Source organism: Promicromonospora sukumoe (assembly GCF_014137995.1).
In the GTDB taxonomy this organism is placed as follows: Bacteria; Actinomycetota; Actinomycetes; order Actinomycetales; family Cellulomonadaceae; genus Promicromonospora; species Promicromonospora sukumoe.
Map to the genome: position 1 here is coordinate 3,208,327 of NZ_JACGWV010000001.1, position 18,956 is coordinate 3,227,282.

An 18,956-nucleotide genomic window follows, 5' to 3' on the forward strand; every position below is an offset into this window, starting at 1 on the left:
CGCTGGTCGAGCTTGTCGAGACCCGGTGAGGTCTCGACAAGCTCGACCAGCGAAGCCACTCGACCAGCGTGGGGTCAGAGCTCGATCGAGAGCATGCGGCTGCCCGTCGTCTTGGTGTAGCCCAGGCTCGCGTACAGGCCGTGGGCGCCGCTCGGGTTGGCCGTGTCGACGTCGAGCGCCGCGTACTCCATGCCGTCGGCGGCGAAGGCCCGCATGCCCGCCGCGAGCGCCGCGAGCGCGGCCTTGCGGCCCCGGTAGGAGCGGCGCGCGCCGAGGATGTCGGTGTACCCGAACGAGTACCCGCGCAGCGCGAAGTCCTCGGGGTAGTGGCCGGCGAGCGAGTAGCCGACGACGAACGGCTCGCCCGCCCGGAGCGCGGCGGCGGTCTCGGGCTCGATGTCGGGCGAGGCGAGCAGGGCGTCGACGTCGGGGGCGTCGTCGAGCACGACGAACGACCACTGCGGTGCGAAGCCGGCGCGCTCGGCCCACTGCTCGCGGGTCTGCGGCTGGCTGCCCCAGTGGTCGCGGAACGCGTCGTTGTGCGCGAGGCGCGTGGCCTCGTCGAGCGCCTCGGACCACGAGGCGAGCCGCAGCGACCCGGTGAGGGCCACCTCGGGCACGGGAGCGGCGTCGGGCCCGGTCAGGGGGCGCGCGAGGTCGGAGTAGTAGCGGCGCACCTCCATGCCGGCCCGCTCGTAGAGGCGCTGCTTGCTCGCGGGCCCGTCGTCCTCGGCGAACACCGCGATGCGGGCGGGCACGTCCTTGCCCGACGCCGCCAGGAGCTGCCGGGCGCGGCCGATCGACCAGGCCAGCACCTCGCGGCCGATGCCCTCGCCGCGGCGGTCGGGGTGCACGCCGCCCCAGGTGAAGGAACGCACCGTGGTGACGTCGCCGGGCGGGCTGGCGACGTATCCCCAGGCCACGAGGGTGCCGTCGGCGTCGAAGCCGAGCAGGGAGTCGCGGGTCATGTCGCGCCAGGTGCCGTCGAAGATCTCCTCGATCTCCTCGGCGGTCTCGACGTAGGGCTCGGCGTCGGCGCGGGCGATGAGGTTGCGCAGGGCGAGCCAGACGGGCACGTCCTCGCGGGTGGCGGGGCGCCAGGTGAGGCCGCCCGCCGTCGGCACGGTCGGGGTCGCCGGGGCGGCGGCGCGCTCGGCGATCGGGGCGAGGGCGGTCTGGGCAGGGTTGGTCACCGCGGGGTTGGTCGCGGCCGGGTCGTCGGTCTCGGTGCTCATGGTGCTTCCTTCAGGGGTTCAGGTCGGGTGGTGCGAAGTCCGGTGCGGCTCACAGCTCGGTGCCGTCACAGTTCGATGGCGTACAGCGTCGAGCCCTCGCTCTTGGTGTAGCCCAGCCGCGTGTAGAGGGCGGGCGCGCCGGTCGGGTTGTCGGTGTCGACGTCGAGCTCGGCGTGCTGCATGCCGTCGTCGGCGAACACACGCAGGGCGTGGGTCAGGAGCGCGACGGCGATACGGCGTCCGCGGTAGGCGCGGCGCACGCCGAGCAGCTCGGTGTAGCCGGCGGTGTAACCCTGCGTGGCCCAGTCGTGCTCGTACCGCCCGGCCCGGTGCAGGCCGACGACGTACGGCGTGCCGGGCGCGACCGTCGTGTCCCCCGGGGCCTCGTGCTCGGAGCCCGGGTAGCGCACCGACTCGTCGACCACGACGAACGACCAGTCCCGCGCGAACGAGCTGCGGTGCGCCCGCCAGGACTCGGCGGTGCGCGGCTGGCTGCCCCAGTGGTCGCGGAACGCGTCGTTGCGGGCCAGGCGGGCGGCGTCCTCCAGGGCGTCGGTCCACGGGACCAGGCGCAGCGGCGGCTCCAGGCCGACGGCGGGGACGGGCGCGGCGAGGTCGCGCAGCAGGTTGGCGTAGTAGCGCACGGGCTCGAACCCGCCGGCACGCAGCAGGTCGCGCCGCTCGGGCGGGTCCGTGTCCAGCAGGTCCACGGCGATCCGCGCGGGCAGGCCGGCCAGCCGCGGGTCGCCGTCCGACGCCGCGAGCACCTGCCGCGCGCGGCCGGACGCCCAGGCGAGCAGCTCGGTGCCGATGCCCTCGCCGCGGCGGTCGGGGTGGACGCCGCCGTGCAGCCAGACCCGGAGCAGGCCCGCGCCGTCGGTGGGGAACTGCTCGGCGTGGGCGTACGCGAGCGGCGTGCCGTCGGCGTCGAGGCCGACCAGCGTGTCCGCCGTCTCGTACGCGGGGGCGCCGAAGGTCTCGGCGATCTCCTCGGCGGGCGTGAACCAGTCGCGGCCGTCGGCCTCCTGGACGGCGCGCATCAGCGCCGCCAGCGCGGGCACGTCCGCCGGCGTCCACGGGCGCCACGTGAGGCCGCCCGCGGTCGGGGGCGTCAGGACGGACGGTGCGGCGGCGCGGTCGCCGATGGTCGCGCGCACGGGAGGGGACATGCCGCCACGCTAGGCGAGACGGGTGCCGTCCTCCACGGGATTTTCGGTCCCGGTGCGGGTGAGAACGCGGGGCTACGCGCTCGCGGACGCCAGCAGCGCGAGCTTGTCGGCGTCGTCGGACCCGGTGTCGGGGTGGTAGACGACGAGCATCAGGTGCTCCGCCCCGCCGATTCCGAGCCGCTCCCGGTTGACGGTCAGCTCGCCGACCTGCGGGTGGGCGATCCGCAGCGGGGTGCCGCGCTGCCCGCGCACCTCGTGGCGCGCCCAGAGCTCGCGGAACCGGGCGCTGGCCGAGAGCTCGCCGGTGAGCTCGACGAACCGCGGGTCGTCGGTGTCGGTGCCCGCGGACTGCCGCAGGCTGGCCACGAAGCACTCCGTGACGCTCGCCCACTCCGGGTAGAGCGCCTGGGCGGCCGGGTCGAGGAACAGGTCGCGGAGCTGGTTGCCGCCCACGTCCAGGCGCGGGTCGACGGCGCGGGCCAGCGCGTTGGAGGCCACGACGTCGAAGTACCGGCCCTCGATGAACGCCGGCTGCACCAGGGAGTCCAGGAGCTTGCGCGCGCCGTCGGGCACGGGCTCCTCCCCCGGCCGGTGCCCGCGCTGCCGGACGCGCTGTCCGGGGGCGTCGGCGACGAGCGTGCGCAGGTGGGCGAAGTGGGCGTCGTCGAGGTGGAGCACGCGCGCCAGCGCCTGAAGGACCTGCACGGACGGGTTGCGGTCGCGTCCGCGCTCCAGCCGCAGGTAGTAGTCGGCGCTGATGCCGGCGAGCATCGCGACCTCCTCGCGGCGCAGCCCGGGCACGCGGCGCACGCCGGTCCCGGGCAGGCCCGCCTGCCCGGGCGTGACCAGCTCGCGCCGGGCCCGCAGATAGGCGCCCAGGGGGTTGGTCGCATCCCGCAGAGGGGGTCCTGCCGCACCCTGGTCTCGTCCGGGTCCTGGCTGGTCGGTTCGGCCGCTCATAGCGTGTCCAACGGCCTGACCGGGCCGCATATTTCGGGAGGACACCGCATGACCGTCACGCTGATCACCGGGGCCAACAAGGGCATCGGCTACGAGACCGCCCGCCAGCTCCTGGCGCTGGGCCACGACGTCTGGATCGGCGCCCGCGACGCCGGGCGCGGGGAGAAGGCCGCCGCCGAGCTGGGCGCGCGGTCCGTCCAGCTCGACGTGACCGACGACGCCTCCGTGGCCGCCGCGCTCGCGACCATCGACGCCGCGGCCGGCCGCCTCGACGTACTCGTGCACAACGCGGGCATCCTGGAGACGGGGCTCGACGGCCCCACCGCGCTGCGGTCGTTCGACACCAACGCGGTGGGCATCGTGCGGGTCACCGAGGCGGCCCTGCCGCTGCTGCGCCGGTCGGACAGCCCCAACGTGGTGACCGTGTCCAGCAGCGGCGGGTCGTTCTGGGCCGTGACCAACCCCGACCGGCCGGAGTTCAGCCTGCCGGTCGCGCTGTACGCGGCGTCGAAGGCGGCGGCCACCATGCTGACCGTCCAGTACGCCAAGGCGCACCCCGGCATCCGGTTCAACGCCCTGGAGCCGGGCACGACCGCCACCGACATGACGGCGTCGTTCGGCATCGGCCGGTCGCCCGAGCAGAGCGCCGCCGTCGTCGGGCGACTGGCGACGCTCGGCCCGGACGGACCGACCGGGACCCTCCAGGACGAGAACGGGACGCTCGCCTTCTAGAGCCGGCCCGCGCTCAGGCCAGGTCCGCGAGCTCCTTCTCGAACCGGGTGCGGAGCGCCGCCTTCTCGGCGGGCGGCAGCCAGGCCGCCTCGACGCCGGCCAGCGCCATCTGGCGCAGCCGCTCGTCCGGCACGGCGAGGTCGTGGGCGAGGATGCGGTACTCGCCGGCGAGCGTGGTGGGGAACATCCCCGGGTCGTCGGACGCCGGGATCACGTTGAGCCCCGCGTCCAGCATCGCGGCGATGGAGGCACGCCGCCACGGCCGCCAGGAGCGGCGCGACGTCGTCGAGATGACCGTGAACGGCACCTGCTCGTCGCGCACGCGGGCCACGACGTCGTCGTCCTGCAGGACGAAGTAGCCGTGGTCGATGCGGTCGCAGCCGAGCAGGTCCAGGCAGGTGATCGTGTTGACCGCGACCGGGGCGTGCTCGGACGAGTGCGCCGTGCGGCCCAGGCCCGCCTCCCCGGCGAGCCGGTAGGCGGCGGCGAACCGCTCGGGCGGGCCCGCCGTCTCCAGGTTGTCCAGGCCGATGCCCGCGACGTACTCGTGCGGGTGGTCGACGACGGTGCGCACGCGCTCCAGCGCGTCCTCGCCGGAGCCGGACCGGTCGATCGCGGCGATGAGCCGGCCCGACATGCCGAAGTCGCGCTCCGCCATGCGGATGCCCTCGGCGTACGCCTCGACGGAGCCGAGGTAGCCCAGCGAGGCCAGGTGCTCGGGCACGGCGTCGAAGGACACCTCGAGGTGGCGCGTCGCACTGGTGCGGTGCGCCGCCTCGAAGGCCTCGTACGTGATGCGGGTCAGGTCGTCGGCGTCGCGCAGCACCTGCGTGACCCAGCGGGAGGCCTGGAACAGCGAGTACGACACCTCCGGCTCGTCCGCGCTGCGGCCCTGCGGCACCGGGATGCGGGTGTCGCGGTACAGGTCCGGGTCCGGCGGCAGGGAGTTGATGTCGGCGAAGATGCGCTCGGGCTCGGCCGGCAGGTCGAGGCCCTCCCGCCGGGCCAGCTCCGCGAACGTGCTGGCCCGGACGGTGCCGATGAGGTGGCAGTGCAGGTCGACCTTGGGCATGCGGTCGAGCGCGGTGCCGGTCGTGTCAGTGCTGGTGGTCTCAGTGCTCATGTCAGTGCTCGTCATGGTGTCGGGCCCGGTCAGCCGGCCGTCACCTCACGGGCGAACCGGTCCACCCACTCGCCCCGGGTGGGCACGAGCTCCGCCGGGTCGAGCGTCGCGTAGCCGGCGGCGACCGGGTCGGCCGCGATGTCGCCCACGACCGCCGCGATGGAGTCCGGCACGGTGGCGGTGGGGTTGACGGGCAGGTCGCCGACGAGCTCGGCGGACGTGGTCTGGGCCTCGGCCGAGAGCAGGTAGTCGATGAACTGGTGCGCGCCGTCGACGTTCGGGGCGCCCGCGGGGATCATGGCGCGGTTGGTCGCCATGTAGCGGCCCGTGGCGGGCGGCGTCCAGGCGTAGGGCTCGCCCGAGGCGACCAGGTCGGTCGCGAAGCCGCTCAGGGAGTCGGCGGCCACGATCTCGCCCTGCGTCAGCAGGTTCGTCACCTCGGTGGACGACGAGTAGAACTGCAGGATGCCGGGGGCCCAGCCGCCCAGGGTCTCCAGCGCCGTGTCGATGTCGTAGGGCCCGTCGCCGTAGGTCTCCCCCACGCCCGAGATCATGAGCTGGCCGGCCGTGACCGAGATGTCCGGCAGCGCGAGGCGGCCCGCGAGCGCCTCGTCGCCGTAGAGGTCCCACTCGGCGGCCTCGTCGGCCGACAGGTCCTCGGTCGAGTAGATCGTGCCGTTGAGCTGGTAGCTGTAGGCGGGGCCCTGGTAGGCGTCCTCGAGCGCGAAGTCGGCGACCTCGTCCAGGGAGGGCACCTTGGCGGCGTCGACCTGCTGGAACAGGTCGCTCTCCTGGCCGAGCGCGGCGTAGTAGTCCGAGATCAGCATGACGTCGATGCCGGAGCTGTCGCCCGCGACCTGGAGCTGCGAGAGCCGGTCGGCGTTCGAGCCGGTCTCGACCTCGACCTTGATGCCGGTCTCGGCGGTGAAGGGGTCGATCACCGCCTCCTGGAACTCCTCGACGCCGAACGGGAACGTGGAGACGACGATCGTGTCCTCGGCGGCGGTGTCGTCCCCGGCGGAGCAGCCGGCGGCGAGGAGGGCGGTGGCCGCGAGGCCGGCGGCGACCGCCGTGACGCGGCGGGCGGGGTGGTGCTGGGTCATGACAGTCCTTCGGTTGCGGGTTCGGCGGTCAGCAGGGCGAGGCGCGCCCGGGGCGCGACGAGGCGGACGCGGTCGCCGGCCGACGGCGCCGGGCCGGTCGCGGCACTCGCGTGCTCGGCCCGGTGGTCGGCGAGCAGGCGCACGGGGGCGCCGGCCGGGTCGGTGGCGTCCAGGGTCACGAGCAGGTCGACGCCGCGGTAGGCGACGTCGGCCACGACGGCGTCGAGCACGACGTCGCCGTCGGACACGCCCGCCGCGCCGTCGAGGGCCGCGTTCGCCGGGACGATCCGCAGGTGCTCGGGGCGGACGGCGGCCGCGCGGCCGTCGGTCAGGGTCAGGAAGTTCTCGTAGCCGAGGAACTCGGCGACGAACCGGTCGGCCGGTGCGGGGAAGACGTCGCGGGGCGCGCCCGTCTGCACGACCTTGCCGGCGCGCATCAGCACCATCTCGTCGGACATCTCCAGGGCCTCGTCCTGGTCGTGCGTGACCAGCACGACCGTGAGCCCGGTCTCCGACTGGATGCGGCGGATCTCGGCGCGCATCTGCACGCGCAGCCGCGCGTCCAGGTTGGACAGCGGCTCGTCCAGGAGCAGCAGGCGGGGCCGGATCGCGATGGCGCGGGCCAGCGCGACGCGCTGCTGCTGCCCGCCGGAGAGCTGCTTGGGCTTGCGGTCGCCCAGGTGCCCCAGGCCCACGAGCTCCAGGGCCTCCCCGGCCCGACGGCGCCGCTCGGGCGCCGGGACCTTGCGCATCGTCAGGCCGTAGGCCACGTTGTCGGCGACCGTCAGGTGCGGGAACAGCGCGTAGGACTGGAACACCATGCCCAGGTCGCGCTTCTCCGGCGGGGTGCGGGTCGCGTCCTGGCCGTCGATCAGGATGCGGCCCGACGTCGGCGAGGCGTACCCGGCGAGCATGCGCAGCGTCGTCGTCTTGCCACAGCCGCTGGGGCCCAGCAGCGTGGTCAGGCGGCCGCGGGGAATCCGCAGGTCGATCGAGTCGACGGCGGTGAAGCTGCCGAACTGCTGGGAGACGCCGACGAGCTCGGCGGCGGGGGTGGTCATCGGTTGATCCCTCCGAAGATCTTGGCGAAGCCGACCGTGCGCTCGGCGACGATCGCGACGACGACGGTCGCGGCGAGCACGAGCGTCGAGGCGGCGGCGACCATCGGGTCGTAGCTCTGCTGGACGTAGTCGAGCATCGTGACGGGCAGCGTCCGGAAGTCGCGGGTCTGCAGCAGCAGCGACAGCGGCACGTTGTTGAACGAGGTGACGAAGCCGAGCAGCCCCGCCGAGATGAGGCCGGGACGCAGCATCGGCAGCGTCACGGTGACGAACGCCCGCAGCGGCGAGGCGCCCAGGCCGCGGGCCGCCTCCTCCAGCGCCGGGTCGGCCAGCGCGAGCGAGGCCCCGGTGACGCGGACGGCGTACGGCAGCAGCAGGGCGGTGTGGCCCAGCAGCAGGGTGGTGAAGTTGTCCAGGTGCAGGCCGATCATGAGCTGCTGGTACAGCGCGAGGCCCACGACCAGCTCCGGCACCACGAGCGGCGACAGGAACAGGCCTTCCAGCAGCCCCTTGCCGGGGATGCGGCCGCGGTGGATCGCGAGCGTGACCGGCACGCCCAGCGCCAGGGCCAGCGCGGTGGCGAGCACCGCGAGCTCCAGGCTGGAGACCACGGCCTCCATGAACGGCGAGTACGCGAGCGCCTCGCCGAACCACTTCAGCGACAGGCCCTCGGGCGGGAAGCGCAGGGTGCTGCCCGCGGTGAACGCCGTGGCGACGACGAACAGGATGGGCACGATCATCACGACGTAGCCCGCGACGGCGAGCGTGCCGGCGACGGGGTGGCGCAGCTTGAGGCTCCGGGTCCGGGTCTGGATCGTCGGCCCGCTCATGAGATGGCCCCCTTCCGCCCGACCAGCGCGGAGATCCCGGAGACCAGGAACACCAGCACCGTCATGACGATCGCGGTGGCCGACGCCGCGGCCCAGTCGACGGTGACGCTCGCGTACGAGAAGAGCTGGGTGGACAGCATGCGCTGGCTGGACCCGCCCAGCAGGTACGGCGTGGTGTAGGCGGTCACGGAGCCTGCGAAGACGAGCGTGGCCGCGACGACGATGCCCGGCAGCGACAGCGGCACCAGGATGGTCCAGAAGGACCGGGTACGGCTGGCGCCCAGGCCGCGGGCGGCCTCGTCGAGGCCGGGATCGACCTGCGCGACGGCGGAGTAGCACGTGATGACGGCCAGCGGCAGGAAGAGCTGCACCAGGCCGAGCACGATCGCCAGCTCCGTGTACAGGAGCTGGGGCGCCTCCTCGACGATGCCCAGCCCGGTCAGGATCTGCCCGATGACGCCGTTGGAGCCGAGCACCACGAGCCAGCCGAAGGTGCGCACCACGTTGCTCAGCAGCAGCGGGAAGATCGCCAGCGCGAGCAGCACGCCCGCCCACCGGGACTGCGAACGGGCCAGCAGCGAGGCGATCGGGAACCCGAGCACCACGCAGATGGCGGTGACGACCAGGCCGATGCGCACCGTGCGCCAGATGATGCCGAGGTCGTAGGGGTCGGTGAGCATCGCGCCCATGCGCTCGAGCACCTGGGCGAACGTCACGCCGGGTGGGGCGAAGAGCATCGCGACCGCCGGCAGCAGGAACCCGACGAGCAGGAACGCCAGCCCCGGCAGGAGCAGCAGAAGTGTGGAACGTGCTCGCACGAGCCGTCTTTCGTTGATGGAACCGGTTGCAACGGACCCTAAGGCATGCGCGCCCGCGGTCCCGCCCTGTCTCGTTAACTTCGTGTAACAGGGCCGGGCAGAGCGGGCGGAATCGGTTGCATCGGCCGTCTAGAGTGTCCCCATCGACCTAGGAGGTACGGTGCCTGATCTGTCCGACGTCGCCGCGGTGGCCGGCGTCTCGAAGGCGACGGCGTCACGCGCGCTGAACGGGAGCGGCCTGGTGGCCGCGGCGACCGCCGTCAAGGTCGCGGCGGCTGCCGCGCGCCTCGGGTACGTGCCCAACCGCGCCGCGCGCGAGCTCGCCCGCGGGCGCACCGGCATCATCGCCATCGTGGTGCCGACGCTGGACAACACCTTCTTCACGCCGATCATCGCGGGCGCCCAGGCGCGGGCCGAGGAGGCCGGGCTCCAGCTCACCGTCGCCGTGCACGCCCTGGACTCCGCGGACGCGGTCGAGCGGCTGGCCCGGCAGGTCGACGGGTTCCTCGTCGTCGCGCCGCGCGGCAGCGACACCCTGGTCGCGAGCACGGGCGCGGCCAAGCCCGCGGTGCTGGTGGACCGCGAGATCGACGGCATGACGTCGGTCGTCGCCGACACCGCGACCGCCTTCGGCACGCTGACCACGCGGCTCGCCGACGAGGGGCACCGGCGCATCGTCTACGTGGGCGGCCCCGAGGGGTCGTGGCAGGACCGGCAGCGCACGGCCGCCGTGCGCGACGCCGCGGACCGGGCCGGTGCGGAGCTGACCGTGCTCGGCCCGCGCCCGCCGACGTTCGTCGCGGGCGTCGAGGTGACGCCCGCCGTGGTCGAGACGGGTGCTTCCGCCGTCGTCCCGTACGCGACGTCGATCGGGCTGGGCCTGCTGCTGGCGCTGGGCACGCGCGGCGTCGAGGTGCCGCGCGACCTGGTGGTCAGCACGGAGCCGACGGTCATCGAGGCGCTCGGCCTGGAGCACACGCCCGCCATCGACGTGGACGGCGAAGAGCTGGGCCGCACCGCGATGGACCTGCTGGCGCGGCAGCTCGACGGGCAGGACGAGCCCGGCCGTCAGGTGCGGCTGCCGGTGCCGGTGCGGGGCTGAGCTCAGCGCAGCATGATCACGAGCTGCGTGAGCAGTGGCGCCACGAGAAGGGCCGGCAGCAGGTCGCCGACGGGGATCTGCTTGAGGTGCAGCAGCCGCAGCGCGATGCCCACGAGCATGAGGCCGCCGGTCGCCGTGAGCGCTGCGATGTGCGCGTCTGGCAGCACCGACCCGAGCAGCACGCCGGCGAGCGTCACCAGGCCCTGGACCACGGCGACGGAGACCGCGGAGAGCAGCACCCCGACGCCGAACGACGACGCGAACGCGAGCGCCGCGAACCCGTCGAGCACGGACTTGAGCAGGAGCTGGTCGATGCCGCGGCCCAGGCCGTCGGACAGCGACCCGAGGATCGCGAGCGGCCCGACGCAGAACAGCAGCGACGCGGTGAGCCACCCCTCGATGAAGCGTTCGCGGGCCGCGGGGTCCTGCCCGCGCTCGGTGTCGTCGATCAGCACGGGGCGCCGGGAGCCGCGCCGCCCGTCGGTCGGTCGCCCGCCGGACTCGCGCCCGTCGGACCGCTGCCCGCCGGACTTCCGGGCGAGCCAGCCCTGGATGGTGCCGGCGAGCCCCTCCAACCGGGACTCGATGCGCAGCAGCGAGCCGGCGATGCCGCCGATCAGCAGCGAGCCGAGCACGATGAGCACGGGTGCGCCGGAGCCCGTCGCGGCGACGAAGGCGGCGTCGGTGACGGCCATCGCGGACAGCGCGGCGACCAGCAGGGTCACGAGGCCGAGGATGTCGGTCACGACGGCGTGGGTGCGCTGCGGCAGCCGGTGCCCCACGGCCATGCCGAGCAGCGACCCGACGACGATCGTCCCGACGTTGACGAGAGTGCCCAGGCCCGGGAAGTCGACGTTCACCGCGCGAGCCTACTGCGGCGCGGCGACGACGAACGGCAGTGCCCAGGAGGGAGACCGCACCCCTGATCGCGGAGGCCGCCCCCGGTGACGCACTGCCCGAGGTGTCGGGGAAGATGTACGCGATCGAGGTCCGTTGCTCTGGGTAGACATTGTCTACTGTCGGCAACGGACCTCAATCGCGTACGTCTTCCCCCGGCGCTCGACCGCAGCGAACCTCGACGCCCGTCACCGCACAACGGAGCCGGGGGAAGACCTACGCAGCCGAGGGGGTAACGGAGACGTCGCACTGCTACCTCACCGTTACCCCCTCGGCTGCGTAGGTCTTCCCTCGGACCGACAAGGTGACGTGCCGGACCGCGCGCACCACGGTGCCGCGCCCAGCGCCCAGCGCCCTGTCCTCAGTGCACCGAGAACCCGCCGTCGACGAACAGCGAGTGGCCCGTGACGTAGCCCGAGGCGGCGCTCGCGAGGAAGACGGCGGCGCCCGCGAAGTCCTCGGGCACGCCGTTGCGGCCCACGGTGGTGCGGGCGGCGAGGGCTGCGACGCGGGCGGCGTCGTCCTGCAGGCGCTGGTTCAGGGGCGTCAGGACGAAGCCGGGCACCAGGGTGTTCGCGGTGACGCCGCGCGACGACCAGGCCTCGGACTGGGAGCGGGCGAGCGACTCGAGGCCGCCCTTGGAGACGCCGTAGACGCCGCTGTCGACGAACGAGCGGTGGGCCTGCTGCGAGGAGATGTGCACGAGCCGGCCGAAGCCGCGGTCGGCCATGCCGGGCGCGAACCGCTGCCCGAGCAGGAACGGGGCCTCCAGGTTGACCGTCATGGTGACGTCCCAGGTCGCCTGGTCGACCTCGCCGAGGTGCGGGCGCAGGTTGATGCCGGCGCTGTTGACGAGGATGTCGGGCTCACCGGCGGCCGCGACGATCCCGTCGGCGGCGGCCTGGATGCCGTCGCGGGTCGAGAGGTCGGCGACGACCGTCTCGACGGCGCAGCCCCGCTCGCGCAGCCCGGCGGCGACGTCGTCCAGGCGCTCGGCGCCGCGGGCCACGAGCACGGTGCGCGCCCCGGCCTGGGCGAGCGCCTCGGCGATGGCGCGGCCGATGCCAGAGCTGCCGCCGGTCACCACGGCGGTGCGGCCCTCCAGGGAGAAGAGGGAGGCCAGGTAGTCGTGCGTCGTCATGGCGGGGACGATACCGCCGCGTCCCAGCAGGAGACCGCCTGCCGGGCACGCGCGGCGCCGTCGTCGGGCAGAGGCTTACGCTGCCCGAGTGACCGCCCTACCCACCGCCCTGCCCGCGCTCGCCGAGCGTTCCGCCGCCCTCCTGGAGGCGATGCGCACGCGCGTGGTCGTGGCCGACGGCGCGATGGGCACGATGATCCAGGAGGCGAACCCGACCCTGGACGACTACCAGGGCCTGGAGGGCTGCAACGAGATCCTGACGGTCTCGCGGCCCGACCTCATCGCGGGCGTGCACGACGCGTTCCTCGCGGTGGGCGTGGACGCCATCGAGTCGAACACCTTCGGGGCGAACTGGTCGAACCTGTCGGACTACGGCATCGACGACCGCATCCGCGAGCTGGCCCGCGAGGGCGCCCGGATCGCGCGGGGACGCGCCGACGCCTTCTCGACGCCGGAGCGCCCGCGCTGGGTGCTGGGCTCGATGGGCCCCGGCACCAAGCTGCCGTCCCTGGGCCACACCACGTACGCCCACCTGCGGGACACCTTCGCGGAGCAGGCGGCGGGCCTCATCGAGGGCGGCGCGGACGCGCTGCTCATCGAGACCAGCCAGGACCTGCTGCAGGCCAAGGCCGCCGTGACGGGCTGCCGGCAGGCGATGGCCGCCGCGTCGGACGGCGGCGTCGGGCAGCGGGTCGCGATCATCGTGTCGGTGACCGTCGAGACCACCGGGACCATGCTGATGGGCTCGGAGATCGGCGCGGCGCTGGTCGCGCTGCAGGCGCTGGACATCGACGCGATCGGCATGAACTGCGCGACCGGCCCGGAGCAGATGAGCGAGCACCTGCGGCACCTGTCGCAGCACGCGCAGATGCCGGTGGCGTGCATGCCGAACGCGGGCCTGCCGGTGCTGGGCCCGCACGGCGCGTCCTACCCCCTGACGCCGCAGGAGCTGGCCGCGGCGCACACGCAGTTCGCGCGCGAGTTCGGGCTGGGCCTGGTGGGCGGCTGCTGCGGCACCACGCCGGAGCACATGCGGCTGGTGGTCGAGGCTGTGGGCGGGCAGCCCGTGGCCGTGCGCGAGCCGGCGCGGGAGAACGCCGTCGCCTCGCTGTACTCGGCGACGGACCTGCGCCAGGAGACGAGCTTCCTCGCGATCGGCGAGCGCACCAACGCCAACGGCTCCAAGGCGTTCCGCGAGGCGATGCTGGAGAGCCGCTGGGACGACGTCGTCGACATCGCCCGCGCGCAGACCCGCGACGGCGCGCACCTGCTGGACGTGTGCGTGGACTACGTGGGGCGTGACGGCGTCGCGGACGTGCGCGACGTCGTCTCCCGCCTGGCCTCCGCGAGCACGCTGCCGCTGGTGATCGACTCCACGGAGCCCGCCGTCATCCGCGCGGGCCTGGAGCTGCTGGGCGGGCGCGGCGTGGTCAACTCGGTGAACTTCGAGGACGGCGACGGGCCGACGTCGCGGTTCGGGCGGATCATGCCGGCGGTCGTGGAGCACGGCGCCGCCGTCGTCGCCCTGACGATCGACGAGGAGGGGCAGGCGCGCACCGCCGACGGCAAGGTCGACATCGCGTCGCGGCTGATCGACACCCTGGTGGGCGACTGGGGCATGCGGGTGGACGACATCATCGTCGACGCCCTGACGTTCCCCATCGCGACGGGCCAGGAGGAGACACGACGCGACGCGATCGAGACCATCGAGGCGATCCGGCGCATCACGCGGAAGTACCCCGGGGTGCACACGACGCTCGGCGTCTCGAACGTGTCGTTCGGTCTCAACCCGGCCGCCCGCGCGGTGCTGAACTCGGTGTTCCTGCACGAGGCGACCGAGGCGGGGCTGGACTCGGCGATCGTGCACGCGGCGAAGATCCTGCCGCTGTCCTCCATCCCGGACGAGCAGCGGCAGACGGCGCTGGACCTCGTGTGGGACAAGCGCGAGTGGGACGCCGACGGCAACCTCACCTACGACCCCCTGTCCAAGCTGCTGGACCTGTTCGAGGGCGTGGACGCCGGGGCGATCCGCGACGCGCGCGCCGCGGAGCTCGCGGGGCTGCCCGTGGGCGAGCGGCTCGCGCGGCGCATCATCGACGGCGCCCGCAAGGGCCTGGAGCCGGACATCGAGGAGGCCCTGGGCGATGGGATGAAGGCCCTGGACATCGTCAACGACCACCTGCTGGAGGGCATGAAGGTCGTCGGCGAGCTGTTCGGCAAGGGCGAGATGCAGCTCCCGTTCGTGCTGCAGTCGGCGGAGGTGATGAAGACCGCCGTCGCGCTGCTGGAGCCGCACATGGAGCGGGTCGAGGGCGACAACGGGTCGAAGGGCACGATCGTGCTGGCGACGGTGCGCGGCGACGTGCACGACATCGGCAAGAACCTCGTGGACATCATCCTGACGAACAACGGCTACACGGTGGTCAACATCGGCATCAAGCAGCCGGTGAGCGCCATGATCGACGCCGCGATCGAGCACGACGCCGACGTCATCGGCATGTCGGGGCTGCTCGTGAAGTCGACCGTGGTGATGAAGGAGAACCTGGAGGAGCTGGCCTCGCGCGGGTTCGAGAAGCGCTGGCCGGTGCTGCTGGGCGGGGCAGCGCTGACCAGGACGTACGTCGAGGACGACCTCGCCGGCGCCTTCCCCGGCACCGTCCGGTACGCGAAGGACGCCTTCGAGGGTCTCCGGCTCATGGAGCCCCTGGTGCGGGTCGCGCGGGGCGCGTCGCCGGACGACGTCGCCCTGCCCGCGCTGCGCAAGCGCCGGCACGGCGTGGTGACGGTGACCCAGACGGCGCCCGAGGACCTGCCCGCCCGGTCCGACGTCGCCGCCGACAACCCGGTGCCGGACCCGCCGTTCTGGGGCACGCGGATCGTCAAGGGCGTGCAGCTCGCCGAGTACGCGGCGTTCCTGGACGAGCGGGCGACGTTCATGGGCCAGTGGGGCCTCAAGCCGGGCCGCTCGGACGACGGCGCCTCCTACGAGGAGCTGGTCGAGACCGAGGGGCGGCCGCGGCTCGCGGAGTGGATGGACCGCATCCTGACCGACAAAATCATGGACCCGACGGTCGTGTACGGGTACTTCCCGGTGTGGTCGGAGGGCGACGACGTCGTGGTCGCGCACCACGGCGACCTCGCCGGCATCGGGGCGCCCGACGGCGGCTCCGGTGGTCCCGTCGGGACGGAGCGGCTGCGGTTCCACTTCCCGCGGCAGCGGCGCGACCGGCACCTGTGCCTGGCCGACTTCGTGCGGCCGCGGTCCTACGTCGAGGAGACGGGGCGGTTCGACGTGCTGCCGGTGCAGCTCGTGACGGTCGGCGACCTCGTTTCCGCGCACACCGCGAAGCTCTTCGAGGCGAACAAGTACCGCGAGTACATGGAGCTGCACGGCCTGTCGGTGCAGCTCACGGAGGCGCTGGCGGAGTTCTGGCACGCGCGGGTGCGGTCCGAGCTCGGGTTCGCGTCCGAGGAGCCCGGCACCGTGGAAGGCATGTTCAAGCTGGAGTACCGCGGGGCGCGGATGTCGCTCGGGTACCCGGCGTGCCCCGACATGGAGGACCGGCACAAGGTCGTGGAGCTGCTACGGCCGGAGCGGGTGGGGGTCACGCTGTCGGACGAGCTGCAGCTGCACCCGGAGCAGTCGACGGACGCGTTCGTGTTCCACCACCCGGAGGCCAAATACTTCTCCGTGTGACGTCGGGCGGCTAAGCCTCGGCCGAAGCGGCCGACACCCACGGCTCCGACAACCGCCGGTACCGTGCCCGCAGCTCACGGGACTCCTGGTCCAGGTGCTCACGCCAGCAGCGCGCCGCTCGCACCTGAACCTCACGGTTCGGGGCGACCCCTGCCGGCAGCTTGTGCAGGACGCCGCGGATCGCGTCCAGCGACGCGCCGACGTCCTGCGACCACCGGATGAAGTGCACCTGCGCCAGGGAGACGTCGTCGAACCGCCGCTGGTTCCCCGGTGTGCGCCGGCTCCGGAGCAGACCGTGCTCGTCCCAGAAACGCACGGTCGAGGCCTTGACCCCGGCGCGCCTGGCGAGCTCTCCCACGCTCATCTCCGGCTGCTGTCCGCGAGGTTCGGTCACCCCGCGAGCCTATCGAGCGACCGGTGCGTTGACTTCGACCCAGGTCGAAGTCGCACGATCACGGCATGGCTACCAGCACAGCAAGGATCCTGGTCTTCGGCGCGACGGGGAACGTCGGAGGTGCGCTCGTCAGGCGCCTGGCCGCCGGCGGGGCGGACGTGAGGGTCCGGGCGATGGTCCGTACCCCGCGCTCCGCGGACCTGCCCGACGGCGTCGAGGTGGTGCGCGGGGACCTGACCGACCTCGACTCCGTCCGGGCCGCGCTCCGCGACGTCGATCGCGTCTTCCTGGTCTGGCCGCTGGGCGGTGGCGAGCTGACGCGAGCGGTCGTCGACCTGATCACGGCACGCGTCCGGCGCATCGTCTACCTCTCGGCGATCGGGGTCCGGGACGACGGCGCCCCGGCCCCCGACCCGATCCTCCAGTTCCACACCGACATCGAGCAGGCCGTCCGCGCCTCCGACGTCGAGTGGACGCTCCTGCGGTCGGGAGGAATGGCGACGAACACCCTCGGCTGGGCGCAGCAGGTGCGCGAGCGGTCGACAGTCAGCTGGATCTACGGCGACGGCGGCCGGGCGCTCGTGCACGAGGCCGACCTTGCCGAGGTCGCCGAGATCGCCCTGCTGACCGACCGGCTGGTGGGCGCCGCACCGGAGATCACCGGCCCCTCGGTGCTGACACAGAAGGAGCAGGCACGCGCCATCGGGAGCGCCATCGGGAGGACGGTGACCTGGGAGGAGCTCCCCACAGAGGAGGTTCGCGAGGTGCTGATCTCTACCGGGTGGTCCGCGGCGACGGCTGACGGAGTCCTTCAGGCATGGGCGAGCACCATCGACCGTCCCGAGGCTCCGACGCCTGACTTCGCGGCCGTGACCGGCGCGACCGGCCGCACCTTCGAGCAGTGGGCAGCCGACCACGCCGAGGACTTTCGCTGAGGCTCGACGCCGGGCCCGGAGTTGATCACCGCCCCGTCAGGACGAACTTCGTGATCGCCAGCGCCTCCCGCACGTAGGCGACGGGGATCTCGATCCAGGGTGTGTCCGCGTGCGCGTGGGTGCTGTCGATCCCGGCGTTCTCGGCGATGTTTCCTGCCCGGAACACGTGGTAGTCGTTCGTGATGAAGGCCGTCGTGTAGTCGGCGTCGAAGTGGGCGTCCAGGAGCCCCTTCGTCAGGACGAAGTTCTCATGGGTGCTCGTCGACCGGTCCTCCCGGAGGATCCGGTCCTCCGGGACCCCGTGCGCGACCAGATACCGCTCCATCGCGAGCCCTTCGGGGATGGTCTCCCCCGGCCCCTGACCTCCGGAGACGGCGACGACGGCGTCCGGGTTCGCGACGGAGTACCCGACGGCCGCGTCCAGCCGAGAGCGGAGCGACGGCGTCACCTCCTCACCCTTCAGCCCGGCCCCGAGCACGACGACGGCGTCCTCCCGGTGCGAGACGGTGTCCGTCCTGCCGAAGACCGCGAGGCACACGAAGAGGAGAAGCAGCAGAACGCTGACGGTCGGGACGAGGACCTTCAACCACCGGGACAGGAGGTTCCGCGCTCGGCCCCGGGTCCTGTCCCGGTAGAGACCGTAGGACAGGTAGAGCGCGCCGAGCACGAACGTCGCGACGACGCCGGAGTTGAGACTGATCGTGAACAGCACGATCACGGCGTCCAGGATCAGCACCGCTCCGACGACGATCCAGAGGAGCCCGGCCGCGCGAGCACCTCCGCCTACCGGATCAGAGCCCCCGGCAGCATCGACCGGCGTCATCTCCGCACCGCCTCGGCCACGACCACCGCGGCGGGGGCGAGCGCCCGTTGGCCGTCCTCGATGTCCCACAGCGCGTTCTGCAGCAGGCGTCCGAGCGTCCAGCCGGCGGCCTGCTCGCGGTCGAGGCCGAGCACCTCGGTGAGCACGTCGAACCTCCGGCGCACCATGCGCCGGGGGTCGCCGCCCGCGACGACGTCGTCCCAGCGGCTGTCCAGAGCCGGCCACAGGTCGAAACCCGGGTCCCCCACGAGCGGCTCCGGGTCGATCGCGAGCCAGGGCTCGCGCTCGGCCGCGAGCACGTTGTCATAGTGAAGGTCCCAGTGCAGCATCCGGTCGCCCGGCTCTCCGGCCAGCTCCGCCACGACCGCGGCCCAGTCTTGCAGAAGGCGCCGGTCCGCCGGATCGGCCAGCCGCTTCACGGCTCGCGGGACCTGCTCCAGCATCGCGGCGGCGACGTCACGCAGGTGCGGCAGCCCGGGCGGCGGCGGGACAACTAGCAGGCGGGCGTGCAGCTCGGCCAGGATCTGGGTCGCCCGGGTGTCGTCCTCGACGGCGGCGAGCGTGCGGGCGCCGTCGAGCCGCTCCAGGAGCATGGTGCCGCTGCCGGGATCGTGGTCGAGGAGCCGCACCATCCCGTGCCCGTCCCACGCGCGCAGCCCGGTCAGGGCGGCGGCGGTCTCGGCACGGGGCAGCTGCAGCTTGAGGACCGCGCGCACGCCGTCCGATCCGACCACCGGCACAACGAGCGACGCCTCTCCCGACGACGTCGCGCCGTCCCGCCGCAGGTCCCAGCGCTCCAGCAGGTCGGCCACGAGACCGGGCAGGCCCGCGATCCATGCCTGCCCCTCGTCGCCGAAGCTCCGGGCGTACGACGCGGCGAGTGCGGCCGGGACCTCGATCGCTGGTGCTGAGCTCACGCCTGGACCCTAGACGCGG

17 protein-coding genes are annotated in these 18,956 nt (G+C 73.2%); 4 read left to right on the plus strand and 13 right to left on the minus strand.

Annotation, left to right across the window (positions count from 1 at the left end; all coding sequences use genetic code 11):
- Positions 1 to 74: 74 nt before the first annotated feature.
- From FHX71_RS14225 to FHX71_RS14235, 3 genes are all read right to left on the minus strand, one after another.
- Complete coding sequence (locus FHX71_RS14225) at positions 75 to 1,235, minus strand: GNAT family N-acetyltransferase (protein ID WP_182617329.1); 1,161 nt, start codon at positions 1,233 to 1,235, stop codon at positions 75 to 77.
- Positions 1,236 to 1,300: 65 nt separating this feature from the next.
- Positions 1,301 to 2,404 (minus strand): GNAT family N-acetyltransferase, encoded by a 1,104-nt coding sequence (locus FHX71_RS14230; RefSeq protein ID WP_182617331.1) that lies wholly within the window; start codon positions 2,402 to 2,404, stop codon positions 1,301 to 1,303.
- Positions 2,405 to 2,476: 72 nt separating this feature from the next.
- On the minus strand, positions 2,477 to 3,364 hold the full coding sequence (locus tag FHX71_RS14235; RefSeq protein WP_182617333.1) for a helix-turn-helix domain-containing protein: 888 nt from the start codon (positions 3,362 to 3,364) through the stop codon (positions 2,477 to 2,479).
- A gap of 48 nt (positions 3,365 to 3,412) precedes the next feature.
- On the opposite strand from FHX71_RS14235, the gene FHX71_RS14240 reads away from it, so the two are divergent.
- A complete protein-coding gene (locus FHX71_RS14240; RefSeq protein WP_182617336.1) occupies positions 3,413 to 4,096 on the plus strand; it encodes an SDR family NAD(P)-dependent oxidoreductase in 684 nt (227 codons plus the stop codon).
- Between the two features lie 13 nt (positions 4,097 to 4,109).
- Here FHX71_RS14240 and FHX71_RS14245 read toward each other — a convergent pair whose 3' ends face one another.
- Genes FHX71_RS14245 through FHX71_RS14265 form a run of 5 tightly spaced genes read right to left on the minus strand, consistent with a single transcriptional unit; the run spans position 4,110 to position 9,031 of the window.
- Positions 4,110 to 5,219 (minus strand): adenosine deaminase family protein, encoded by a 1,110-nt coding sequence (locus FHX71_RS14245; protein WP_246402570.1) that lies wholly within the window; start codon positions 5,217 to 5,219, stop codon positions 4,110 to 4,112.
- 29 nt (positions 5,220 to 5,248) lie between these two features.
- Positions 5,249 to 6,322 carry an extracellular solute-binding protein gene (locus FHX71_RS14250; RefSeq protein ID WP_182617338.1) on the minus strand — a complete coding sequence of 358 codons (1,074 nt, stop codon included), beginning with the start codon at positions 6,320 to 6,322 and terminating at the stop codon, positions 5,249 to 5,251.
- Positions 6,319 to 7,383 (minus strand): ABC transporter ATP-binding protein, encoded by a 1,065-nt coding sequence (locus FHX71_RS14255; RefSeq protein WP_182617340.1) that lies wholly within the window; start codon positions 7,381 to 7,383, stop codon positions 6,319 to 6,321. Before FHX71_RS14255 ends, FHX71_RS14250 begins: the two co-directional genes overlap by 4 nt.
- A complete protein-coding gene (locus FHX71_RS14260) occupies positions 7,380 to 8,213 on the minus strand; it encodes an ABC transporter permease (protein ID WP_220489688.1) in 834 nt (277 codons plus the stop codon). The genes FHX71_RS14255 and FHX71_RS14260 overlap by 4 nt, the downstream gene beginning before the upstream one ends.
- A complete protein-coding gene (locus tag FHX71_RS14265) occupies positions 8,210 to 9,031 on the minus strand; it encodes an ABC transporter permease (protein ID WP_182617342.1) in 822 nt (273 codons plus the stop codon). Before FHX71_RS14265 ends, FHX71_RS14260 begins: the two co-directional genes overlap by 4 nt.
- A gap of 160 nt (positions 9,032 to 9,191) precedes the next feature.
- Here FHX71_RS14265 and FHX71_RS14270 point away from each other — a divergent pair, with 160 nt between their 5' ends.
- Positions 9,192 to 10,133 carry a LacI family DNA-binding transcriptional regulator gene (locus FHX71_RS14270; RefSeq protein WP_182617344.1) on the plus strand — a complete coding sequence of 314 codons (942 nt, stop codon included), beginning with the start codon at positions 9,192 to 9,194 and terminating at the stop codon, positions 10,131 to 10,133.
- A gap of 2 nt (positions 10,134 to 10,135) precedes the next feature.
- Here the strand turns inward: FHX71_RS14270 and FHX71_RS14275 are convergent, their stop codons facing one another.
- Positions 10,136 to 10,993 (minus strand): DUF554 domain-containing protein, encoded by an 858-nt coding sequence (locus FHX71_RS14275; RefSeq protein WP_182617347.1) that lies wholly within the window; start codon positions 10,991 to 10,993, stop codon positions 10,136 to 10,138.
- Between the two features lie 398 nt (positions 10,994 to 11,391).
- Positions 11,392 to 12,171 (minus strand): SDR family NAD(P)-dependent oxidoreductase, encoded by a 780-nt coding sequence (locus FHX71_RS14280; protein ID WP_182617350.1) that lies wholly within the window; start codon positions 12,169 to 12,171, stop codon positions 11,392 to 11,394.
- Positions 12,172 to 12,322: 151 nt separating this feature from the next.
- Between FHX71_RS14280 and metH the strand changes: the two genes are divergently transcribed.
- Entirely contained in the window at positions 12,323 to 15,868 is a 3,546-nt protein-coding gene (gene metH, locus FHX71_RS14285) for a methionine synthase (RefSeq protein ID WP_246403170.1), read from the plus strand.
- Between the two features lie 10 nt (positions 15,869 to 15,878).
- On the opposite strand, the gene FHX71_RS14290 is transcribed toward metH, so the two are convergent.
- Complete coding sequence (locus tag FHX71_RS14290; protein ID WP_182617354.1) at positions 15,879 to 16,262, minus strand: MerR family transcriptional regulator; 384 nt, start codon at positions 16,260 to 16,262, stop codon at positions 15,879 to 15,881.
- 65 nt (positions 16,263 to 16,327) lie between these two features.
- Here FHX71_RS14290 and FHX71_RS14295 point away from each other — a divergent pair, with 65 nt between their 5' ends.
- Complete coding sequence (locus FHX71_RS14295; RefSeq protein WP_182617356.1) at positions 16,328 to 17,197, plus strand: SDR family oxidoreductase; 870 nt, start codon at positions 16,328 to 16,330, stop codon at positions 17,195 to 17,197.
- Between the two features lie 25 nt (positions 17,198 to 17,222).
- Here the strand turns inward: FHX71_RS14295 and FHX71_RS14300 are convergent, their stop codons facing one another.
- Together FHX71_RS14300 and FHX71_RS14305 are read right to left on the minus strand one after the other, a co-directional pair.
- Positions 17,223 to 18,020 carry a YdcF family protein gene (locus tag FHX71_RS14300; RefSeq protein ID WP_182617358.1) on the minus strand — a complete coding sequence of 266 codons (798 nt, stop codon included), beginning with the start codon at positions 18,018 to 18,020 and terminating at the stop codon, positions 17,223 to 17,225.
- Positions 18,017 to 18,937: an aminoglycoside phosphotransferase family protein gene (locus FHX71_RS14305; protein ID WP_182617360.1), complete on the minus strand. Its 921-nt coding sequence runs from the start codon at positions 18,935 to 18,937 to the stop codon at positions 18,017 to 18,019. The genes FHX71_RS14300 and FHX71_RS14305 overlap by 4 nt, the downstream gene beginning before the upstream one ends.
- Positions 18,938 to 18,956: the final 19 nt, after the last annotated feature.